Raw genomic sequence first — 20,395 nt, forward strand, 5'->3', positions numbered from 1 at the left:
ATAGATACTTTATGACTGCATTTAATTTTAAAAAATGGAATACTATAATAGGTTGGGTAACTTTTACAATTGCTTTGGTAACCTTCTCATTAACAGTTGAACCAACTATGAGTTTTTGGGATTGTGGGGAATATATTGCAACTTCTGCCAATCTTGAAATTGGACATCCACCAGGAGCTCCTTTATTTCAAATGCTAGGAGCCTTCTTCGCAATGTTTGCTACAAGTGCTTCAAAAATAGCACTCATGGTTAATATGATGTCTGTTTTTTCTAGTGCATTTACTATACTTTTCATGTTTTGGTCATTAACACTTTTAATGAAACGTATTTTTATAAAAGAAGAAAACCAGTCAAAGGAAAATTACATTATGTTATTAGGAAGTGCTTGTGTTGCTTCTTTAGCATTTACATTTTCAGATAGCTTTTGGTATAATGCAGTAGAAGCAGAAGTGTATGCTATGGCTTCTTTTTTAATTTCTTTACTGTTTTGGTTAGGATTAAGATGGGAACAAGACATAGACAAACCCAAAGGAAATAAATGGTTACTTATTATCTCTTTAGTTATAGGCTTATCATTTGGAGTTCACTTCATGGCTCTACTAACATTTCCTGCAATAGGCTTTTTATATTTCTTTAAAAAATACAAAAACATTACTATAAAAAGTTTTTTAATAGCAAATGTTGTAATTGTTGCTATATTATTATTCATTTTTAAATTACTACTCCCTTATACTTTAGCTTTTTTTGGAAAAACAGAAATTTTTGCAGTAAACAGTTTAGGATTACCTTTCAATTCTGGAACAATATTAGCTTTCTTAATTTTAGTTGCTTTATTTTATTTTGGATTAAGATACACTAAAGCAAAAGGACATGTTTTTTATAACACCATCATATTATCTGTTTTGTTTATTTTAATTGGCTTTTCTACTTGGTTAATGCTACCTATAAGAGCGAACGCAAACCCTCCAATTAACGAAAACAAACCCTCCGATGCAGCTGAAGTTCTAGCTTACTACAATAGGGAACAGTATGGTGAACAACATTTGTTTTATGGCCCTCAATTTTCTGACACTTACTCAGGTTTAGATGAAAACAATCCATACACAGATGGAAAGCCTAACTACGAAAGAGATTACAAGTCTGGCAAATATATTATTACCAATAATTATAAAAATGCGAATCAAAATACAGATGACAACCACAAAGCATTCTTACCAAGAATGTGGAGTAATGATCATAGTGAGAACTATATGCGTTTTACAGAACCATTAGATTTTAGAATTAAACCAGAATATGCAGATGAACAAGAATTAGTAGAAATTGTATCCGAATTTAGAAGTGCTTTTAATAGCAAAAGGTTAGATTATGATGACTATAATAAATTTCTAAAAGGATATGGAGAGTATTTAATTGTTGAAAAGCCAAGTTTTATAAACAATATGAAATATATGTTTGAATTTCAATTTGGTTATATGTACTGGAGATATTTAATGTGGAATTTCACTGGAAGACAAAGTGACAACCAATGGAAAGGAGATTCTTTGGACGGAAATTGGATTAGTGGGATAAAATTCCTTGATGCAATTAGACTTGGAAGTCAAGACAATTTAACTTCAGACATGCTTAACAACAAAGGTAGAAATACTTATTTTTTCTTGCCTTTTATATTAGCAGTGATTGGAATGATTTATCATGCAAAAAAAGATATTAAAAGTTTTTATGTTTTACTTGTCTTATTTTTATTTACTGGATTAGCATTAAAGATTTATTTAAATGAAAGACCATTTGAACCTAGAGAACGAGATTATGCCTTAGTTGGTTCTTTTTATGTATTCGCAATGTGGATTGCTTTTGGAGTATATTCATTATATGACGGAATTAAAAAACACTTAAGCTCTAAAGTTACTATTCCAGTAATACTTGGATTAACTCTATTAGCTGCACCTGTTTTAATGGCTTCTCAAAACTGGAATGATCATTCTCGTGCCAATAAATATACAGCTTTAGCTAATGCAAAAGCCTATTTAGATTCATGCGATAAAAATGCCATACTATTTACCATTGGAGATAATGATACTTTTCCACTTTGGTATGCACAAGAAATTGAAGGATATCGTACAGATATTAGAATCGTTAACACAAGCCTATTCATGACTGACTGGTATATAGACCAAATGAGAAGAAAAGCTTATGATTCTGACCCTATTCCGCTTACTATGTCAAGAGATTTATACAAAGGAAGCAATAGAGATTACAGTTTCTTTATCGAAAAAACTAAGGATTCTATTCTTTTACAAGATTTAATTCGATTTATGTCACTTGAAGACGAAAGAGCAAAAATTGATTTAAGAAGTGGGCAATCTGTCAATTATTTTCCATCAAATAAAATTATTATACCTATTGACAAAGAAACAATTATTAAAAATGAAGTAGTTTCTCCAAAATATTATGATTCTATTGTACCATATATGCAATTTAAAATAAAAGGAGATGCTTTGTATAAGAACAGATTAATGATGCTTGACATCATTAATGCTAATAATTGGAAACGCCCGATTTACTTTACTGGAGGAAGTTTTGGAGATGAGGATTATTTATGGATGAAAGATTACTTAGAATTAGACGCTATGTGCTTTAAATTAGTTCCTGTAAAGACCAAAAGTAGAAATGATGGACCAAATCCTTTAGAAATGGGATTCATCGATTCTGACAAGATGTATAATATTATTAGAAAATGGGATTGGGGAAATAGTGGTAATCCAAATATGTATCACGACCCTGAAACACGTAAAAATGGCATTACCTATAGAACTAATCTTGCGCGATTAATGGAAACATTAATAAACGAAGGTAAAAATGAGAAAGCTGAAAACATAATTGATTTGGCAATGGATAAAATGCCAATTGATTATTTTGAATATTATACCTTAGTAGATCCTTTCGCTGAAGGGTATTATGAAATTGGCAAAAAAGAAAAAGCAAGAGAAGTCATCAAAAAACTGATTGTTAAGTATCAAGAAGTGCTAACTTACTATAAAGCTATTAATAAAGGCCAATTAGATAGAGAAACCATGATGACAATAGTTTCTAATATTGAACGTTATCGAAGTTTATTAGAAATTATGAAACGAGCAAACGATATGGAATTCTATAACCAAGAAAAAGTAAAATTCAACAATTACAATAAAATGTTTCCAGAATTTGAAAGAGACATGGAGTAGTTAATTAGTTTTAAAAACTAAAAAATGTGATAAGGATTTCTTATCACATTTTTTTATTCTTTACATTTACATTATGAGTACTTTTTGGATTAAAACACCTTCATTTATTCAATATTTATTTCCAAATTATATCTGGAAAATAAAAAACACTGAGCAAAAAATATTTTTAACTTTTGATGATGGCCCTATTCCTGAAGTCACAGAATGGGTTTTAGATATCTTAAAAAGAGAAAATATAAAAGCAACATTTTTCTGTATTGGTGACAATATAAAAAAGCATCCGCAAACCTTCAAAAGGATAATACAAGAAAAACATTCCATTGGGAATCATACTTTTAATCATTTAAATGGATGGAAAACCAATTCAAACCTTTATTATGAAAATTTTAGGCTATGTGATGAAATATTAGAGAATACAAAAAGGGAAATGGATAATTCTAAAGATGACAAATGTATAATTTCAAATCCTCAACTGCAAACTGAACATTCTAAATTATTTCGTCCTCCTTATGGTAAAATAAAACGACTACAAGCTAAAAAAATCAAGCTAAAAAAATACAAAATAATAATGTGGGATGTTTTAAGCTATGATTTTGATCAAAATAGTACACCCGAAATTTGTTTGGAAAATGTAGTTAAAAATACAACTGCTGGAAGTATAATTGTATTTCACGATAGCATAAAAGCTAAAAAAAACTTACAATATGCATTACCTAAAGCAATACAAAAACTAAAAGAAAAAGGATTTGTTTTTGAAACTATCGTTTAAGACTGTTCTTGAACCAATGCAATCAAAGTATTAGCATCCATTTCACCACTTTGTCTCCAAACCATTTGACCTTCTTTGTAAATCATCAAAGTAGGCAATCCTTTAACACGTAAAGCTTCAGCTAGCTCACGATTCTTATCCACATCAATTTTAATAACCCTAGCTTTATCACCTAAAGCTGCTGCAACATCACGAATAACTTCATTCATTGCAACTGAAGGCTCGTTCCATTCTGTAAAAAAATCTATCAATACAGGTACATGAGCATCGATAAGTTCTCCAAATTTTGACATAAATCGAAATTTTTAAGCAAAAATAATATACAAATGTAGCATTTTTACTGAATTATGCTACATTTTCACTCTTTTTTAGTTCGATAACAGTTATTTCTGGCATAATTCCAACTCGACCAGGATAGGCATGAAATCCAAATCCTCTATTTACATAAATATATCGACCTACATTTTCATATAAACCAGCCCATTGTTTATATACATATTGTACTGGGCTCCATTTAATCCAACCTGGGATTTCTATTCCAAACTGAAAACCATGTGTATGACCAGAAAGTGTTAAATGGTAATGATTATCATGATGTTGTACTTCAGCATCCCAATGACTTGGATCATGACTCATTAAAATTTTAAAATCTTCTTTTCTAACACCTTCGGAAGCTATTGCTAAATCTCCTGCTTTCTTAAAGTGTTTTCCCCAATTTTCAACTCCAATTAATTTTATTGAATCTTTTCCTTTTTTAATTTCAACATTTCTATTTAATAGTAAATCAAAATCAATTTGTCGGTGTAAATCTTTAATCTCATTAAAATTTGCTAATTTTTCTTCATTAGAATCCCATTCAAAATACTCTCCATAATCATGATTTCCTAGAACCGAAAATTTACCCAATTTAGGATTATGAATACCTTTAAAAGTATCTATCCAAGGATGCATTTCTTTAGCATGTGTATTTACAATATCTCCTGTAAATAATATCAAATCAGAATTTTGTTCATTAATCAAATCTATTGCATATTGAATTTTTTCAGGATTATCAAAACTTCCACTATGAATATCAGAAATATGTGTAATCGTTGTTCCATCAAATTCTGGTGGCAAATCTGGAAAAAACAAGGTTTGTTTTCTAACTTTAAAATTATATTTACCAATAGTTATTCCATACATTAATGATCCAAATGGAATTGCTGCAAGACTAAGCGCTATTTGACTTACAAACTTTCTTCTTTGCGGGAAAAAATAATCACTACGGTTATTACCTACAAAATAATTCAAACAACCAGATAATAATCTATATATATCCTCTCCTAATAAAATAACCGTTAAAAAAATCTTTGGAACAAAAGCTATTAAAAACAATCCTATAGTGAAAAGTGATTGTTTATTTTGTCCAGATCCTCTATCATGAGTTAAAAAGAAATAAGTTATATAAACTATAACTGCCAAAGACACTAAAAGATAAAACCCTAAAACCCACTTAGATTTTACAACTGTTTTAACAGCTTGAAAAGAATAAAACTCTAAAAGGGAAATTAGTAACAAAGGTATTAACCAACGAAGCATTTGAAATAATTTTGCACAAAGTAACAAATATTCAATCAGTGCAAAGTAGTAATTATTAAAATTTTAACTAACAAAAAAGGCTAATACAGATTATTAGCCTTTCAATTATATAAGATAAATTTAAATTTATTTCATAAAAAGATTTAAAGATACAGTAAGCATATTACTTGTTCCACTATATCTTTCCGCATAAACTTCTACATAATCGTTAGGTGATAGTTCTACTGCACATTGCAAAGGAAGAGCTAAAATATCACTTGTATTAGTTGTAAAAATATACGTTTTTGAACGATTAATAACAGTACCATTTTTAGCAATATAAATTACATAAATGGTATTACTACTATTAGTTGCTTGAAAAGACACCGCAGCATTTATAGTAAAAAATCTCTTCTGACTACCTAGATATTGCAATCTATTGTCTGAAGATCCTGTTGAAGCTCTAAAAAAATTATTCGCTGTAGTAGTTCCTACTATCTTAATAGGAGTACCTGTAGATAATGTAGTCAACACTCCTGAACCTACTGCAAAATCAAAATTAACATCTCCAACAGCAACAGCATCACTTTCTAATGGAATACCCTGACAGTTTATATCCCATTTATTGTTAAAATTATAACCTGTATAGGAACCCGTTGTATATTTTTTTACAAAAAAACCTGTTGTAGGTGCTCCAATGAAATTAACAGCATACATAGTTCCTTGTATAGATATAGTAGGATTTGAAGATACATCAACACCTATTGTTGCACCATAAAGCTCACTAAAACCTCCTTGTTTTTGAATTGTACTGAAAGTCCCCTCATACTTTTCATAAGTCCCAGCATTATTTCCAAACCATGCTTGATTATCTAATAATAATTTTGTAATGTTTCTATAAATAATACCATTTGTATTGCCAGCAAATTGGATAATACTAGCAAAAACTAAAGCAAAATTTTCAAGCACACCTACATTGGCAGAACTTGCAACTATAGTATCTCTAAAAATTAAATTTTGAGTACCTCCTCCATTTATATTAAATACATTGCCAGTAGAAGCTACGAGTGTTAATACTTTAATCGCACCACCTGTCGTTCCCACAAACAAATCTCCAGAAACTTTTATTAACTTATCTTCCCCAGAATCTAAACCTATAACATAAGCGTTATTTAATTCTATAGGAAAGTCAACTAATATTGTTCCATTAATCTCATACAATGTTTGTGTATCTAATAAATACTTTGTACCTCCTCCTGCTGCTAATTCGGTTGCTAAAACAGAAGCCAAAACATCTGTAGCCTTAATTCGCTTAAAATTTGATCTTCCATGTGGTATATTATCCCAAGTAGCTGTAGGCAAATCATAATAACTAAACCCATTTAAATCTGTATCATACACTAACAATCCATTTGCAGGTGATGCTATTGCTGATTTTTGAGCTGTTGTCATCCTTGGAGTTAAAAGACCTTGTGTAGTTGAACTAATATCCAAAGCTGCAGAAGCATTAGGAGATGTAGTGTTAATCCCAACTTGGGCAATAATGTTTTGCTCGAAAAAAATTAATATAATCAACAAAACACATAATTCCGGTTTAAATAGCTTTTTTTTCATAATATTATATAGTTAATAGTTAAATAATTTTAAAATATATCTATCAGCAATTAGATCAATAGAACCTTCCATTAAATTGAAACAAATGCATTCTATAATCACAATCAACAAATCTGTTTAGTATCATTGCATTAAAAATTAAGAAAACAGAGAAAGTAGTTATTAGCAATTTCAAAATAGGAAAAGAAAAATTTATCATATTAGCTGGTTTTAAATTATAATGTAAATTTATTATAACTAAAGTCGCTGTTTTACAATTTTAGATAAACAAAAGATATACTATCGTTAAAAGACTTATTTGTGTAGATAAATGAATTTTACATAAAATCTCCTCTTTTTTTACTTTATTAATGAGTCAAAAAAGAGGAGTGAAATAAAAAGGAAAAATATTTCAAATAAAATTATAAAAAACTGATTTTAAAAGGATTAAAAATTAAAAAATGTTTTTGAAATTCATTTTAAAAACAAAAAACTATAAAAACTATCAATTAACATAACAAGTTTTTATATAAAACTAATATTAGGTACTCAATACAAATTTGTATATGTGATTGAAAGTAACTTAATTTGTTTTAGATGAAATGATATGCAAAGAAAGAATCAATGTTTTCACATTGATTCTTTCTTTGCATGCTATTAAGATTATTATTTCATAAAAAGATTTAAAGATACAGTAAGCATATTACTTGTTCCACTATATCTTTCCGCATAAACTTCTACATAATCGTTAGGTGATAGTTCTACTGCACATTGCAAAGGAAGAGCTAAAATATCACTTGTATTAGTTGTAAAAATATACGTTTTTGAACGATTAATAACAGTACCATTTTTAGCAATATAAATTACATAAATGGTATTACTACTATTAGTTGCTTGAAAAGACACCGCAGCATTTATAGTAAAAAATCTCTTCTGACTACCTAGATATTGCAATCTATTGTCTGAAGATCCTGTTGAAGCTCTAAAAAAATTATTCGCTGTAGTAGTTCCTACTATCTTAATAGGAGTACCTGTAGATAATGTAGTCAACACTCCTGAACCTACTGCAAAATCAAAATTAACATCTCCAACAGCAACAGCATCACTTTCTAATGGAATACCCTGACAGTTTATATCCCATTTATTATTAAAATTATAACCTGTATAAGAACCCGTTGTATATTTTTTTACAAAAAAACCAGTAGTAGGTGCTCCAATAAAATTAACAGCATACATAGTTCCCTGTATTGATATAGTAGGATTTGAAGATACATCAACTCCTATAGTTGCTCCATAAAGTTCACTAAAACCACCTTGCTTTTGAATTGTACTAAAAGTCCCCTCATACTTTTCATAAGTCCCAGCATTATTTCCAAACCATGCTTGATTATCTAATAGCAATTTTGAAATATCTCTATAAATAATTCCATTTGTATTGCCAGCAAATTGGATAATACTAGCAAAAACTAAAGCAAAATTTTCAAGCACACCTACATTGGCAGAACTTGCAACTATAGTATCTCTAAAAATTAAATTTTGAGTACCTCCTCCATTTATATTAAATACATTGCCAGTAGAAGCTACGAGTGTTAATACTTTAATCGCACCACCTGTCGTTCCCACAAACAAATCTCCAGAAACTTTTATTAATTTATCTTCCCCAGAATCTAAACCTATAATATAAGCGTTATTTAATTCTATAGGAAAGTCAACTAATATTGTTCCATTAATCTCATACAATGTTTGTGTATCTAATAAATACTTTGTACCTCCTCCTGCTGCTAATTCGGCTGCTAAAACAGAAGACAAAATATCTGTAGGCTTAATTCGCTTAAAATTTGATCTCCCATGCGGTATATTGTCCCAAGTAGCTGTAGGCAAATCATAATAACTATATCCATTTAAATCTGTATCATATACTAACAATCCATTTGCAGGTGATGCTATTGCTAATTTTTGAGCAGTTGTCATTCTAGGAGGTAAAAGACCTTGTGTGGTTGACGTCAAATCCAAAATCGAACTTGCATCTGGACTTGTAGTATTAATTCCCACTTGTGCTTCTATGTGTTGAAACATAGTTGACATAATAAATAATAATATACATATTTTTACAACAGAAGAAGTACTAGCATTTTTCATAAGGAAAAGATTTAGGTTATTGTGATAAATTTATGAAAAAAATTACCATATTACAAATAAAAATGGCTTAAACATGAATATTTAACAATAATAAGAAAAATAACACAAATTAAACATGTCTACATTTTTTACACCATATATAAAGTAAAATCTTTAAAGAATTGTATTTTTACATTTTGAATTAAAACCACATTTCAATGTCACAGAAACGTTTATTTCTTCTCGATGCCTATGCACTAATCTTTAGAGGCTATTATGCCTTTATAAAAAATCCAAGAATCAACTCAAAAGGAATGGATACCTCTGCCATTATGGGGTTTATGAATTCTTTGATGGATGTCATTAAACGTGAAAAACCAGACCATCTAGCTGTAGCATTTGACAATGGAGGAAGTCATATAAGAAATGAAATGTTCCCAGAATATAAAGCCAATCGTGATGCCACACCTGAAGCCATTAAAATTGCAATTCCATATATCCAAGAGTTATTAAAAGCAATGCATATTCCTATTATGGAAAAAGCGGGCTTTGAAGCTGATGATTTAATCGGAACATTAGCAAAACAAGCTGAAAAAGAAGGTTACCAAGTATTTATGGTAACCCCAGATAAGGATTTTGCCCAATTAGTTTCTGAAAATATTTTCATGTATCGTCCTGCTCGTATGGGGAACGGAATTGAAATTTGGGGTATTCCAGAAGTACAAGCCAAGTTTGAAGTAGAGCATCCATTACAAGTAATTGATTTTTTAGGAATGATGGGGGATGCTGTAGACAACATTCCAGGATTACCTGGTGTAGGTGAAAAAACCGCAAAAAAATTTTTAGCAGAATATGGTTCGATGGAGAAACTTTTAGAAAGTACTCATGAACTGAAAGGAAAAATGAAAGAAAATATAGAAGCTAATAAAGAAAAAGGTATTCTTTCAAAAAAATTAGCCACTATCCTACTCGATTGTCCTGTTCAATTTAACGAAAAAGACTTTGAACTTTCTCATCCAGATGTAGAAAAAACAGATGAAATTTTCCAAGAATTAGAATTTCGTCAAATGAAAGCACAATTTGATAAATTATTTGGTTCAGGAAATGAATATGACTCAATAACAGACACTAATTCTCCTACTGAAAAAACAGTCAGAAAATCTCCTCCAAAAAACGAAAATCAATTTGATTTATTTGGCTTTTCTGATGAAAATACTACTGAAGAAGTTCATAATTCATTCTATGCAACTTTAGAAACCACAGAACATTTTTACCAAATTGTTCAAGGTGATTTGGCTACCAAATTATTATTACAAAATTTAGAAAAACAATCTTCTGTTTGTTTTGACACAGAAACTACAGGTTTAGACGCACTAAATGCAGAATTAGTTGGTATTGCCTTTTCGTGGGAAAAAGGAAAAGGATTTTACGTTCCATTTCCTGAAAATCAAGAAGAAGCAAAAACATTAGCACAAAAATTTATCCCATTCTTTGAAAATGAGAGCATTGAAAAAATTGGGCAAAACTTGAAATATGATTTAAAAATATTAGCTAATTATGGTATTGAAGTAAGAGGAAAATTCTTCGACACTATGATAGCACATTATTTAATCAATCCAGATATGCGTCATAATATGGATGTGTTATCTGAAACCTATTTAAAATATGCTCCAAAATCGATTGAAACTTTAATTGGCAAAAAAGGAAAGAATCAAAAATCGATGCGAGATGTTGCTGTGGAAGAAGTAAAAGAATATGCTGTGGAAGATGCTGATGTAACTTATCAATTAAAAGAGCATTTCCAACCAATTTTAGAGAAAGTTGGTACAAAAAAATTATTTGACAATATCGAAATTCCTTTGGTAGAAGTTTTAGCCACTATGGAAAGTGAAGGAATCAATTTAGACGTTAGTTTTTTAAACAGTATGTCAAAAGATATGCAAATTGAAATTAATGAATTCGAACAAAAAATATATGAAATAGCAGGTGAAACATTCAATTTAGCTTCTCCAAAACAATTAGGAGACATTTTGTTTGACAAATTAAAAATTGGTGGTCCAAAACAAAAAAAGACTAAAACAGGTCAATATGCAACTGGTGAAGAAATTTTAAGTTATTTAGCAAAAGATAATGAAATTGTTCGTTATATATTAGAATGGAGACAATTAGTAAAATTAAAAAGCACTTATGTTGATGCTTTACCCAATCAGGTTGATCCAAAAACACACCGTGTTCATACAGATTATATGCAAACGGTTGCAGCAACTGGTCGCTTAAGTTCCAATAATCCTAATTTACAAAATATTCCTATTCGAACAGAAAGAGGTCGTCAAATTAGAAAAGCATTTATTGCCCGTGATGAAAACTACACATTACTAGCAGCCGATTATTCTCAAATAGAATTGCGTATTATTGCTGCATTATCTGGAGAAACCACTATGATTGAAGCCTTTAAAAAAGGAGAAGATATTCACCGCTCTACTGCTTCAAAAGTATTCAATGTTCCATTAGAAGAAGTAACCAAAGAGCAACGTAGTAATGCCAAAACGGTAAACTTTGGAATTATCTATGGTGTTTCAGCTTTTGGATTAAGTAACCAAACTGATTTAACACGTAGCGAAAGTGCAAATTTAATAGATGCTTATTACAAAACGTATCCAAAACTAAAAGCTTACATGTCTGATCAAGTAGATTTTGCAAGAGAAAATGGTTATGTTGAAACTGTTTTGGGCAGAAGACGTTATTTAAAAGATATTAATTCCGCTAATGCAGTAGTGCGTGGTGGAGCAGAAAGAAATGCAGTAAATGCTCCTATTCAAGGAAGCGCAGCAGATATTATCAAAATAGCAATGATTAATATTCATAAGCGATTAAAAGCAGAAAAATGGCAATCAAAAATGTTATTACAAGTTCATGATGAGCTTGTTTTTGATGTACATAATAGTGAATTAGAAAAAATTCAGCCGATGATTAAAAGTGAAATGGAAAATGCATTTAAACTAGATGTTCCATTAATTGTAGATTTAGGATTAGGTAAAGACTGGTTAGAAGCACATTAAAATATATTTTTTTTAATAAAATCAACGCAACCTAATTTAAAAAAGGATATCTATTAAAGTAAGATATAAAACATATCTATAAGTACATATAAAAAGTATATGAAAAAACATGCATAGATAATTTTTACTTACTATTTTTGGGAAAACAAAAACAAACAAACAATTGGACAGCCTAAAAACTATTCTATATTTTTCAATATTTAGATATCCTTTAAATATTGATGAAATTCACAGTTACACAAATCATGAAGATTTAAGTGAAACTAAAAAAGAATTGAGTCATTTATTAACTGAAAAAATCATAAAAAACATCGATGGCTTTTATGTTTATGGCAATGACTTAGAAAGTGTTACAAAACGTTTAAAAGGAAATATTCAGGCTAAAAAAGCAATGATAATTGCCAAACGACGTGCGAAATTTATTTCAAAATTCCCTTTTGTAAAAGCAGTTGGAGTATCTGGATCTTTATCAAAAGGATATTATGATAGTGATAGTGATATTGATTTTTTTGTAATCACAAAACATTCAAAACTTTGGGTTTGTAGAACATTTTTAATGTTTTATAAAAAAGTATTTCTTTTAAATTCTAGAAAGCACTTTTGTATTAATTACTTTATTTCTGAAAACCATTTAGAAATTGAAGAACAAAATCGATTTACCGCAACAGAATTAAAAACATTAATCCCATTAGAAGGTAAAGAAATATTTGAAAATTTTTATAACAGCAATCAATGGATAAATTCTTTTTTTATAAAATTTCAACCAAAAACAGATTCAATTCAAAACACAAAAAAAACACTCTTTTCTAAATCAGTAGAATTAGTGTTCAGTAATAAAATTGGTTATTTAACAGACTCAGCATTTAGATCCATTACTTTAAGAAAATGGAATTCAAAATTTAAATATCTAAATAAAGAAGATTTTAAAATTGCATTAAAATCAACTAAAAATATATCAAAGCATCATCCATCCAATTTTCAAAAAAAAGTAATCTCAGCATTAAATAAAAAACTGGAAGAAGTACAAATTGAATTTAAAATCGAATTACACAAAGAAAATGTCTAAAATTCTTTTTTCACATTCCTATTATTATAAATTAGACCCAAAGCAATGGAAAAACAAAATGCCATTTCCTCCTTTGGGAACTTTGTATGCAGCCTCATTACTTAGAAAAAAAGGATTTGAAGTAGATTTATTTGATACTAATTTATTAGATTCTCCAAAAACAATCATTCCTATTTTAGAAAAAACTAAACCCGAGTATTTAGTGATTTATGATGATGGATTTAATTATCTAACTAAAATGTGTCTTACAACCATGCGTGAGGCTTGTTTTGAGATGATTCAGATTGGTAAACAACATAATTGTATTGTAATTGTTTCTAGCTCAGATTCCACAGACCATTATGCAGAATATTTAGAAAAAGGAGCCGATTACATTATTCAAGGTGAAGGAGAAATAACCCTTTCAGAACTTATAAAAGCTATAGAAAACAAAGAATCTATAGCTAATGTTAATGGCATTGCTTTTCAAAATAAAGCAGAAATTCAAATAAACAAACCTCGCGCTGTTTTACAAAACTTAGACGAATTACCACTACCAGCTTGGGATTTAATAAATAGTAATTCTTATAAAGAACTTTGGAAACAAAGTAAGCAGGAATTTACCATAAACTTAGCCACAACAAGAGGTTGTCCTTACAAATGTAATTGGTGTGCAAAACCTATTTATGGCAATCGATACAATGCTCATTCACCTGAATATATAGTAAACGAAATCGAGTATTTACAAAAAGAATTTGGTGTAAAACGTTTTTGGATGTGCGATGATATTTTTGGGTTAAAACCCAATTGGGTTCAAGAATTCAATTTAGAATTAAAGAAAAAAAATATCAAAATTAAATATTTTATTCAAAGTCGTGTTGATTTATTATTGAAAGAAGACACTATTGATGCTTTAGCCGAATCAGGGTTGGAAGAAGTTTGGGTTGGTGCTGAAAGCGCTTCTCAAAAAATTTTGGACGCCATGGATAAAGGCACTAAAGTTGAGGAAATTTACCAAGCAACTCGATTATTAAAAGAAAAAAATATTAAAGTAGCTTTCTTTTTGCAATTTGGATATCTAACAGAAAATCAAAGCGATATTCAGAAAACAATACAAATGGTAAAAGAATTATTACCAGATAATATAGGCATTTCAGTATCATATCCTTTACCTGGAACCAAATTTTATGAAAAAGTAAAAGATGATTTAAAACTAAAAGCCAACTGGAAAGATTCTGACGACTTAGATATGATGTTTCAAGGAACCTATTCATCCAATTATTACAGAAAATTGCAACGTTTTGTTCATAAAGAATATAGAAAAAGCCAAGGAATTTATAATTTAAAACAACTTTTTCAATCAAAACCATCTGTCATGAAATTGAAATCCATTGTAAAATTAGGCTATTATGTTCCTAGTGCTTATTTGGATAAATTGTCATTAAAGAAACTTATTGAATTAAACTAAAGAAGATGAATTGGAAAATAAAAGCTTTTCTTCAAAAAATATTATCCAAAACAAAGTTGGGCGATAGCTTTAACCATATTCCTGTAACTTTACATAAAAACTATCATAGAAATGTTGCCATTTATCAAACTTATGAATGTTTAAGAAAATTTAGCCATAGTAACATAAATTTATCCTCAAAAAAAATTGCTCTTGAAATAGGAACAGGATACTCATTAATAGCATCTACTGTTTTATCCTTACTAGGTTTTTATGAAATAATTACTGTTGATATAACACGAGATATTAAATTTTCAACATTTAAAAAACAAATAAAACATTTAAAAAGCGTAGAGTTAATAAAAAATATTATCTCTAACAGTGTTCTTACTGAAAAAGAAATTCTTGAGAAAATTGAAATACTTCAGCAAGCTAAAACTCTAGATATAGTGTTTGATATTTTAAAAATTAAATATGTTGCTCCTTATACTTTAGCCAACATTAAAAATTATTCACATAAATTTGATTACATAACATCTCAAGTTGTATTAGAACACGTTCCTCCAACTATTATAAATGAAATTTTTAAATTTATAAAAGAAACTTTAGCTGAAAAAGAAACTAGTGTTCACACTATCAACTTTATAGATCATTATGCCAATCCTGGATTTTTTCAAGACAAGAAAATTTCAGAATTTAATTTTTTAAGATATTCGGATGAATATTGGAATTTCTGGTCAGGAAACCCTATTGCCTACACCAATAGACTTTCTTTTCTATTTTATTTAGAGTTATGCAAAAAAAACAATCTAAGAGTAATCGATTTTATTGGAGAGAATTATAGAGAAAGAAAAGAATTAAATCACGAACTCATTCACAGTGATATATTGAAAAAATATAATTCAACTGTAAATATTGAAGATCTAACAAGATTTCAAAGAGGAACATTAATAATTTCAAACTAATAATGAAAGCCAGTTTTGATATAGCAGCAAATACGTATGATCAATCTTTTACAAATACAAAGATTGGTAAGCTTCAACGCAATTTAGTTTACCAATTCCTCTCAAAACATTTATATCAAATAAAAGATATTCTTGAAATCAATTGTGGAACTGGTGAAGATGCTATCTGGTTAGCCAAACAAAACTTCAATGTATTGGCGACTGATATTTCTGAAAAAATGATTACTGTTGGAAAAACAAAAAATAAATATCGTCACTTAACTTTTGCGCAATTAGACATTAATCTAATTTCTGAGGAAAAAGATATTGGAACGTTTGATATGGTTTTCTCCAATTTTGGTGGGTTAAACTGCTTAACTAAAACTGAACTGGAACTTTTTTTTAATAGTATTACCAATAATCTTAACAAAAAAGGCAAATTAGCCTTGGTAATCATGCCTAAAAACACAACGTGGGAACAATTCTACTTCCTTTTAAAAGGAAAATTTTCCAAAGCTTTTAGACGAAAAAAAGAAGTTGCAATAGCTAATGTAGATGGAGAAAATGTACCAACCTATTATTATAATCCAAAAGATATTGTAAATTTAGCAAAAACAAATTTTAATGTTCTAGAAAGTAAACCCATTGGTTTTTTCATTCCACCATCCTATTTAGAACCCTTTTTTAAAAATAGAATAGGTCTTTTAAATTTTTTAAATCATTTGGAAAACAGAATCAAAGATTGGTCTTTACTTTCAAAATATGCCGATCATTACATTATAATCTTAGAAAAAAAATGAGTGTTTTATTTACACATGCTTATTATTTATCTGATGATCCTAAGGAGCAAAAGATAATGAAACCCTATCCACCATTAGGGTTGTTGTATGTGTCTGCTTATTTAGTGAGTAAAAACGTGCCTAATGATGTTTTTGATACTACTTTTTCAACCCAAAAAGAACAATTACAATTCATTTTAGACAAAAGACCAAAAGTAGTTTGTATCTACACTAATCTAATGACTAAAATTGAAGTTATTAAGCTGATTAAAGTCTTAAAAACAGAAAAATACAACCAACCAAAAATTGTGCTTGGTGGTCCAGATGTGTCATATAATATTGAAAACTACTTAAACGCTGGTGCTGATTTTTTAGTTATTGGTGAAGGAGAAGAAACCACTTTTGAATTGTACAAAGCAATATTAAATAATCAAAATTATAACGAAATAAATGGAATTGCTTTTTTAGAAAATGAAAAAGTGGTTCAAACCAAAGCACGAACAAAATTTAAAGAACTTGACGAATTACCTTTGCCTAATAGAGAAGCTATAAGCATGCAAAAATACTTGGACACTTGGAAAAACAATCACGGACAAAGTTCGATGACTATTTCCACACAACGTGGCTGTCCTTATACTTGTAAATGGTGTAGCACAGCGGTTTATGGCCAAAGTTATAGAAGAAGACCTGCGGAACAAGTAGCAGCAGAAATGAAGCTACTAAAAGAACAATACAACCCTGATGCTATATGGTTTGTAGATGATGTTTTTACAGTAAGTCATAAATGGTTATTAGCTTTTAAAGAAGAAGTTTTAAACCAAGAAGCTGTTATTCCATTTGAATGCATAACCAGAGCGGAACGTCTAAATGATGACATTCTACAGTTACTAAAAGAAGTGGGCTGTTTTAGAATTTGGATTGGAGCAGAGAGTGGTTCACAGAAAATAATTGATTTAATGGACAGACGTGTTGATGTTAACGTGGTAAAAGAAGCCATTCAGAAAACGAATCAATTAGGAATTGAAACAGGGACTTTTATTATGCTAGGTTATCCAGGAGAAACAGAAGAAGACATCTCAGAAACGATACAATATTTAAAAGATGCTAATCCTACACATTATACTATAACTATAGCATATCCTATAAAAGGCACATCCCTTTATAATGACATTGAAGACAAGATAACAATTGCTCCAGATTGGGAAACCTCAACGGATAGAGATATTGATTTTAAAAGAACTTATTCTCGTAAATATTATGATTATGCAGTTTCTAAAGTGGTAAATGAAGTAGAGTATTATAAAAAGAAAAGTACTAATATAACCCAAGCTTTAAAGCATAAAACAAAAGCGGTTTTAGCAAGTGGATTGATGATTTTAAATAGGTAAATGGAAAAACTTGACACAAAATACATTTATTTTTTAACAGCACTTTATTTTATTATAAGCTTATTTGGTATATTACATCATGAATTATGGTTAGATGAATCACATCATTGGCTTTTGGCGAGAGATAGTAATTCTTTTTTAGAACTTATTCAAAACACACGTTATGAAGGTCATCCCATTTTGTGGAATATTTTACTTTATGGAATAACAAGATTTACTCTTAATCCATTTTGGATGCAATTTCTACATATATTAATTTCTACTACTGTTGTATTTGTTTTTCTAAAAAAAGCACCTTTCAATTGGACATTTAAAGTACTATTCATTTTTGGCTACTTTATGCTCTTTGAATATAATATAATTAGCAGGAATTATATTTTAGGGGTTTTATTTTTATTTTTAGTGGCATCATATTTCAAAAATAGAGAACAAAATTTTATTCTAGTTTGCTTTTATTTAATTTTAGCTTGCAATGTACACTTACTTTTTTCTGTAATTTCATTTGGCTTTTTTCTAATTATTTCACTAGAACAATACCAAAATAAGCAGCTATTTAAGAAACAGAATGTGTTTGGTTATTTAATTTTTGGGGTTGGTTTTATTTTTATATTAATCCAAATACAAACTACTAACTCAAGTTGGCTATTAAATTCATTTGACAATATTCCATTTCATGAGAAACTTATCAAAGGGTTTATTGCTTTTTTTAAAGGATTAATCACTATTCCTGACTTTAGAACTATTCATTTTTGGAACTCCAATTATTTGATAAATATAAATAAATCTATTTCTTCAATTTTAGGTTTATTAGTTTACTTTATACCTTTGTTATTATTTTATAAAAACAAGAAAACACTTTATTTTGTATATATTACACTCGTTGGAGTACAAATTTTCTTTTTTATTACACAAAGAGGAGCTACTCGATTTGACGGTATAACTTATATTATAATTATAATTGCACTTTGGATTGAAAATGATTTCAACCCAAAAAGCAACAAATTGAATTTACAGTTTAAAACATTGAAAAATATAATCATTTATAGCATTCTCTCAATCCATTTTTTTAGTGGTGTTTATGCATATGCATTAGAAATAAAATTCCCTTTTAGTGGAGCAAAAGAAGTAACTAATTATCTGAAAAAAGAAAAATTAACTACAAAAAAACTTATAACTTTTTCCTGTGAAGGAACAGCCTTAAGTCCTTATTTAAGTAAAAAAATATTTTTTTTAAACAATAATAGCTATGAAAGTTACTGTAATTGGGTTGTAGCTTCTAAAATAAACTTTTCAAAAAAAGAGTTATTTAAATTACTATCTAATTTTAAATATCACAATGAAACTATTATTTATATATCAAGAGAAGATTTAAAAACAAATACTGAACAGAATAAATGGGAAATCATTAATAATAAATTTAAAATTAGATTGCTCATTAAATTTACTAATAATATTTTATCAAATTCTAATTACTATGTTTATGAAGTTGCTAAAATTGAGAGTATAAATTCATTATAAGAAGCCTTTATAGTTATTTATTTAAAATGGATTTTTATAGAAATAATTTCTAAAGTTAAAGTGATATAACATAAGACGATTATGTTTGATTATGTTTGATTATGTTTTTAAATAATAAAAATAGCACAAAAAAGAATTAATAATGATCCATTCGCAAAATATTTTAGATTATTACTGTGAATCAAATACAGGATATTTACATCCAAAAGGAAGAAAAGCCACAAAGTTATTATTAGCAGAACTTAATCTTCAACAGAATGAAAATGTATTAGAATTTGGATATGGCACAGGAGCAACAATAACATTTTTCTCTTCTATATACAAAAAGACAAATTTCTATGGGATTGATTATAATGAACTAATGTACACAAAAGCTAAATCCAGATTAAAATTTTGCAGAATTAAAAACGCAACTCTTGAAATTAATAATTCTCAAACATCATTACCATATGAGAATGATTTTTTTGATAAAATTTATATAGAATCCGTTTTAGCCATTCTTGAAGGAGATAATTTAAAACTTATTTTCCATGAATTAAAAAGAGTATTAAAACCAAAAGGAAAATTAATTATTAATGAAGGTATTTGGTCAGAGACATTTTCAATAGAAACCATAAAAGAAATGAATACTTTTTGTAAATTCCATTTTGGAATAATTCAAGCAAACGAAAAATATCCATATATTAACGATTGGAAAAAACTTATTGAAAGAATAGGTTTTGAAGTAGATAATATTCATAACTTGAAAATAGATTTAAATAAAAAAGTGGGAATAAAAAAAATGATATCTCTTTCTCTTTTTTTGTCAAATCTATTTTCAAGTTATGGTAATTTTAAATCAAAAATGAATAAAAACAATAAATTAAAACATTTAAATTATAAAAAAACAATGTCCATTACAGCTGAAAAAGGTAATTATTTAAATGGGTATTTAATTATGTGTACAAAAAAATAAAC

At 28.6% G+C, this 20,395-nt stretch carries 14 protein-coding genes; 10 read left to right on the plus strand and 4 right to left on the minus strand.

What is annotated here, in order from left to right:
• Window positions 1–11: 11 nt before the first annotated feature.
• A complete protein-coding gene (locus ACULEV_RS14750; protein WP_445455806.1) occupies window positions 12–3,221 on the plus strand; it encodes a glycosyltransferase family 117 protein in 3,210 nt (1,069 codons plus the stop codon).
• A 73-nt stretch (window positions 3,222–3,294) separates the two neighbouring features.
• Complete coding sequence (locus tag ACULEV_RS14755; RefSeq protein WP_445455807.1) at window positions 3,295–3,990, plus strand: polysaccharide deacetylase family protein; 696 nt, start codon at window positions 3,295–3,297, stop codon at window positions 3,988–3,990.
• Here ACULEV_RS14755 and ACULEV_RS14760 read toward each other — a convergent pair.
• From ACULEV_RS14760 to ACULEV_RS14775, 4 genes are all read right to left on the minus strand, one after another.
• Window positions 3,987–4,283 (minus strand): thioredoxin family protein, encoded by a 297-nt coding sequence (locus ACULEV_RS14760; protein WP_445455808.1) that lies wholly within the window; start codon window positions 4,281–4,283, stop codon window positions 3,987–3,989. The two genes, ACULEV_RS14755 and ACULEV_RS14760, sit on opposite strands and share 4 nt — an antisense overlap.
• Before the next feature lie 52 nt (window positions 4,284–4,335).
• Window positions 4,336–5,568: a metallophosphoesterase gene (locus ACULEV_RS14765; protein ID WP_445455809.1), complete on the minus strand. Its 1,233-nt coding sequence runs from the start codon at window positions 5,566–5,568 to the stop codon at window positions 4,336–4,338.
• 126 nt (window positions 5,569–5,694) lie between these two features.
• A complete protein-coding gene (locus tag ACULEV_RS14770; protein ID WP_445455810.1) occupies window positions 5,695–7,161 on the minus strand; it encodes a hypothetical protein in 1,467 nt (488 codons plus the stop codon).
• A 645-nt stretch (window positions 7,162–7,806) separates the two neighbouring features.
• Entirely contained in the window at window positions 7,807–9,279 is a 1,473-nt protein-coding gene (locus ACULEV_RS14775) for a hypothetical protein (RefSeq protein ID WP_445455811.1), read from the minus strand.
• Between the two features lie 197 nt (window positions 9,280–9,476).
• On the opposite strand from ACULEV_RS14775, the gene polA reads away from it, so the two are divergent.
• The 8 genes from polA (at window position 9,477) to ACULEV_RS14815 (ending at window position 20,393) form a co-directional block, all read left to right on the plus strand.
• Window positions 9,477–12,317, plus strand: coding sequence for a DNA polymerase I (gene polA, locus ACULEV_RS14780; protein WP_445455812.1), 2,841 nt, complete (start codon window positions 9,477–9,479; stop codon window positions 12,315–12,317).
• Between the two features lie 163 nt (window positions 12,318–12,480).
• Window positions 12,481–13,383 (plus strand): nucleotidyltransferase domain-containing protein, encoded by a 903-nt coding sequence (locus ACULEV_RS14785; protein WP_445455813.1) that lies wholly within the window; start codon window positions 12,481–12,483, stop codon window positions 13,381–13,383.
• Window positions 13,376–14,830 carry a B12-binding domain-containing radical SAM protein gene (locus tag ACULEV_RS14790; protein WP_445455814.1) on the plus strand — a complete coding sequence of 485 codons (1,455 nt, stop codon included), beginning with the start codon at window positions 13,376–13,378 and terminating at the stop codon, window positions 14,828–14,830. The genes ACULEV_RS14785 and ACULEV_RS14790 overlap by 8 nt, the downstream gene beginning before the upstream one ends.
• A 5-nt stretch (window positions 14,831–14,835) precedes the next feature.
• The gene (locus ACULEV_RS14795) at window positions 14,836–15,774 is read left to right on the plus strand and encodes a hypothetical protein (protein WP_445455815.1); all 939 of its coding nucleotides are present in this window, start codon (window positions 14,836–14,838) and stop codon (window positions 15,772–15,774) included.
• 2 nt (window positions 15,775–15,776) lie between these two features.
• The gene (locus ACULEV_RS14800; RefSeq protein ID WP_445455816.1) at window positions 15,777–16,553 is read left to right on the plus strand and encodes a class I SAM-dependent methyltransferase; all 777 of its coding nucleotides are present in this window, start codon (window positions 15,777–15,779) and stop codon (window positions 16,551–16,553) included.
• Entirely contained in the window at window positions 16,550–17,920 is a 1,371-nt protein-coding gene (locus ACULEV_RS14805; protein ID WP_445455817.1) for a B12-binding domain-containing radical SAM protein, read from the plus strand. Before ACULEV_RS14800 ends, ACULEV_RS14805 begins: the two co-directional genes overlap by 4 nt.
• Entirely contained in the window at window positions 17,921–19,438 is a 1,518-nt protein-coding gene (locus tag ACULEV_RS14810; RefSeq protein ID WP_445455818.1) for a hypothetical protein, read from the plus strand.
• Window positions 19,439–19,580: 142 nt separating this feature from the next.
• The gene (locus ACULEV_RS14815) at window positions 19,581–20,393 is read left to right on the plus strand and encodes a class I SAM-dependent methyltransferase (protein WP_445455819.1); all 813 of its coding nucleotides are present in this window, start codon (window positions 19,581–19,583) and stop codon (window positions 20,391–20,393) included.
• Window positions 20,394–20,395 lie beyond the last annotated feature (2 nt).

The sequence above is a fragment of the Flavobacterium sp. HNIBRBA15423 genome, from assembly GCF_052655965.1.

What these genes read in the sequence shown, in the direction of transcription:
- ACULEV_RS14750 (WP_445455806.1), top strand. Translation starts at nt 12, where the DNA reads ATGACTGCATTTAATTTTAAAAAATGGAATACTATAATAGGTTGGGTA.
- ACULEV_RS14755 (WP_445455807.1), top strand. Translation starts at nt 3,295, where the DNA reads ATGAGTACTTTTTGGATTAAAACACCTTCATTTATTCAATATTTATTT.
- ACULEV_RS14760 (WP_445455808.1), bottom strand. Translation starts at nt 4,283, where the DNA reads ATGTCAAAATTTGGAGAACTTATCGATGCTCATGTACCTGTATTGATA.
- ACULEV_RS14765 (WP_445455809.1), bottom strand. Translation starts at nt 5,568, where the DNA reads ATGCTTCGTTGGTTAATACCTTTGTTACTAATTTCCCTTTTAGAGTTT.
- ACULEV_RS14770 (WP_445455810.1), bottom strand. Translation starts at nt 7,161, where the DNA reads ATGAAAAAAAAGCTATTTAAACCGGAATTATGTGTTTTGTTGATTATA.
- ACULEV_RS14775 (WP_445455811.1), bottom strand. Translation starts at nt 9,279, where the DNA reads ATGAAAAATGCTAGTACTTCTTCTGTTGTAAAAATATGTATATTATTA.
- polA (WP_445455812.1), top strand. Translation starts at nt 9,477, where the DNA reads ATGTCACAGAAACGTTTATTTCTTCTCGATGCCTATGCACTAATCTTT.
- ACULEV_RS14790 (WP_445455814.1), top strand. Translation starts at nt 13,376, where the DNA reads ATGTCTAAAATTCTTTTTTCACATTCCTATTATTATAAATTAGACCCA.
- ACULEV_RS14795 (WP_445455815.1), top strand. Translation starts at nt 14,836, where the DNA reads ATGAATTGGAAAATAAAAGCTTTTCTTCAAAAAATATTATCCAAAACA.
- ACULEV_RS14800 (WP_445455816.1), top strand. Translation starts at nt 15,777, where the DNA reads ATGAAAGCCAGTTTTGATATAGCAGCAAATACGTATGATCAATCTTTT.
- ACULEV_RS14805 (WP_445455817.1), top strand. Translation starts at nt 16,550, where the DNA reads ATGAGTGTTTTATTTACACATGCTTATTATTTATCTGATGATCCTAAG.
- ACULEV_RS14810 (WP_445455818.1), top strand. Translation starts at nt 17,921, where the DNA reads ATGGAAAAACTTGACACAAAATACATTTATTTTTTAACAGCACTTTAT.
- ACULEV_RS14815 (WP_445455819.1), top strand. Translation starts at nt 19,581, where the DNA reads ATGATCCATTCGCAAAATATTTTAGATTATTACTGTGAATCAAATACA.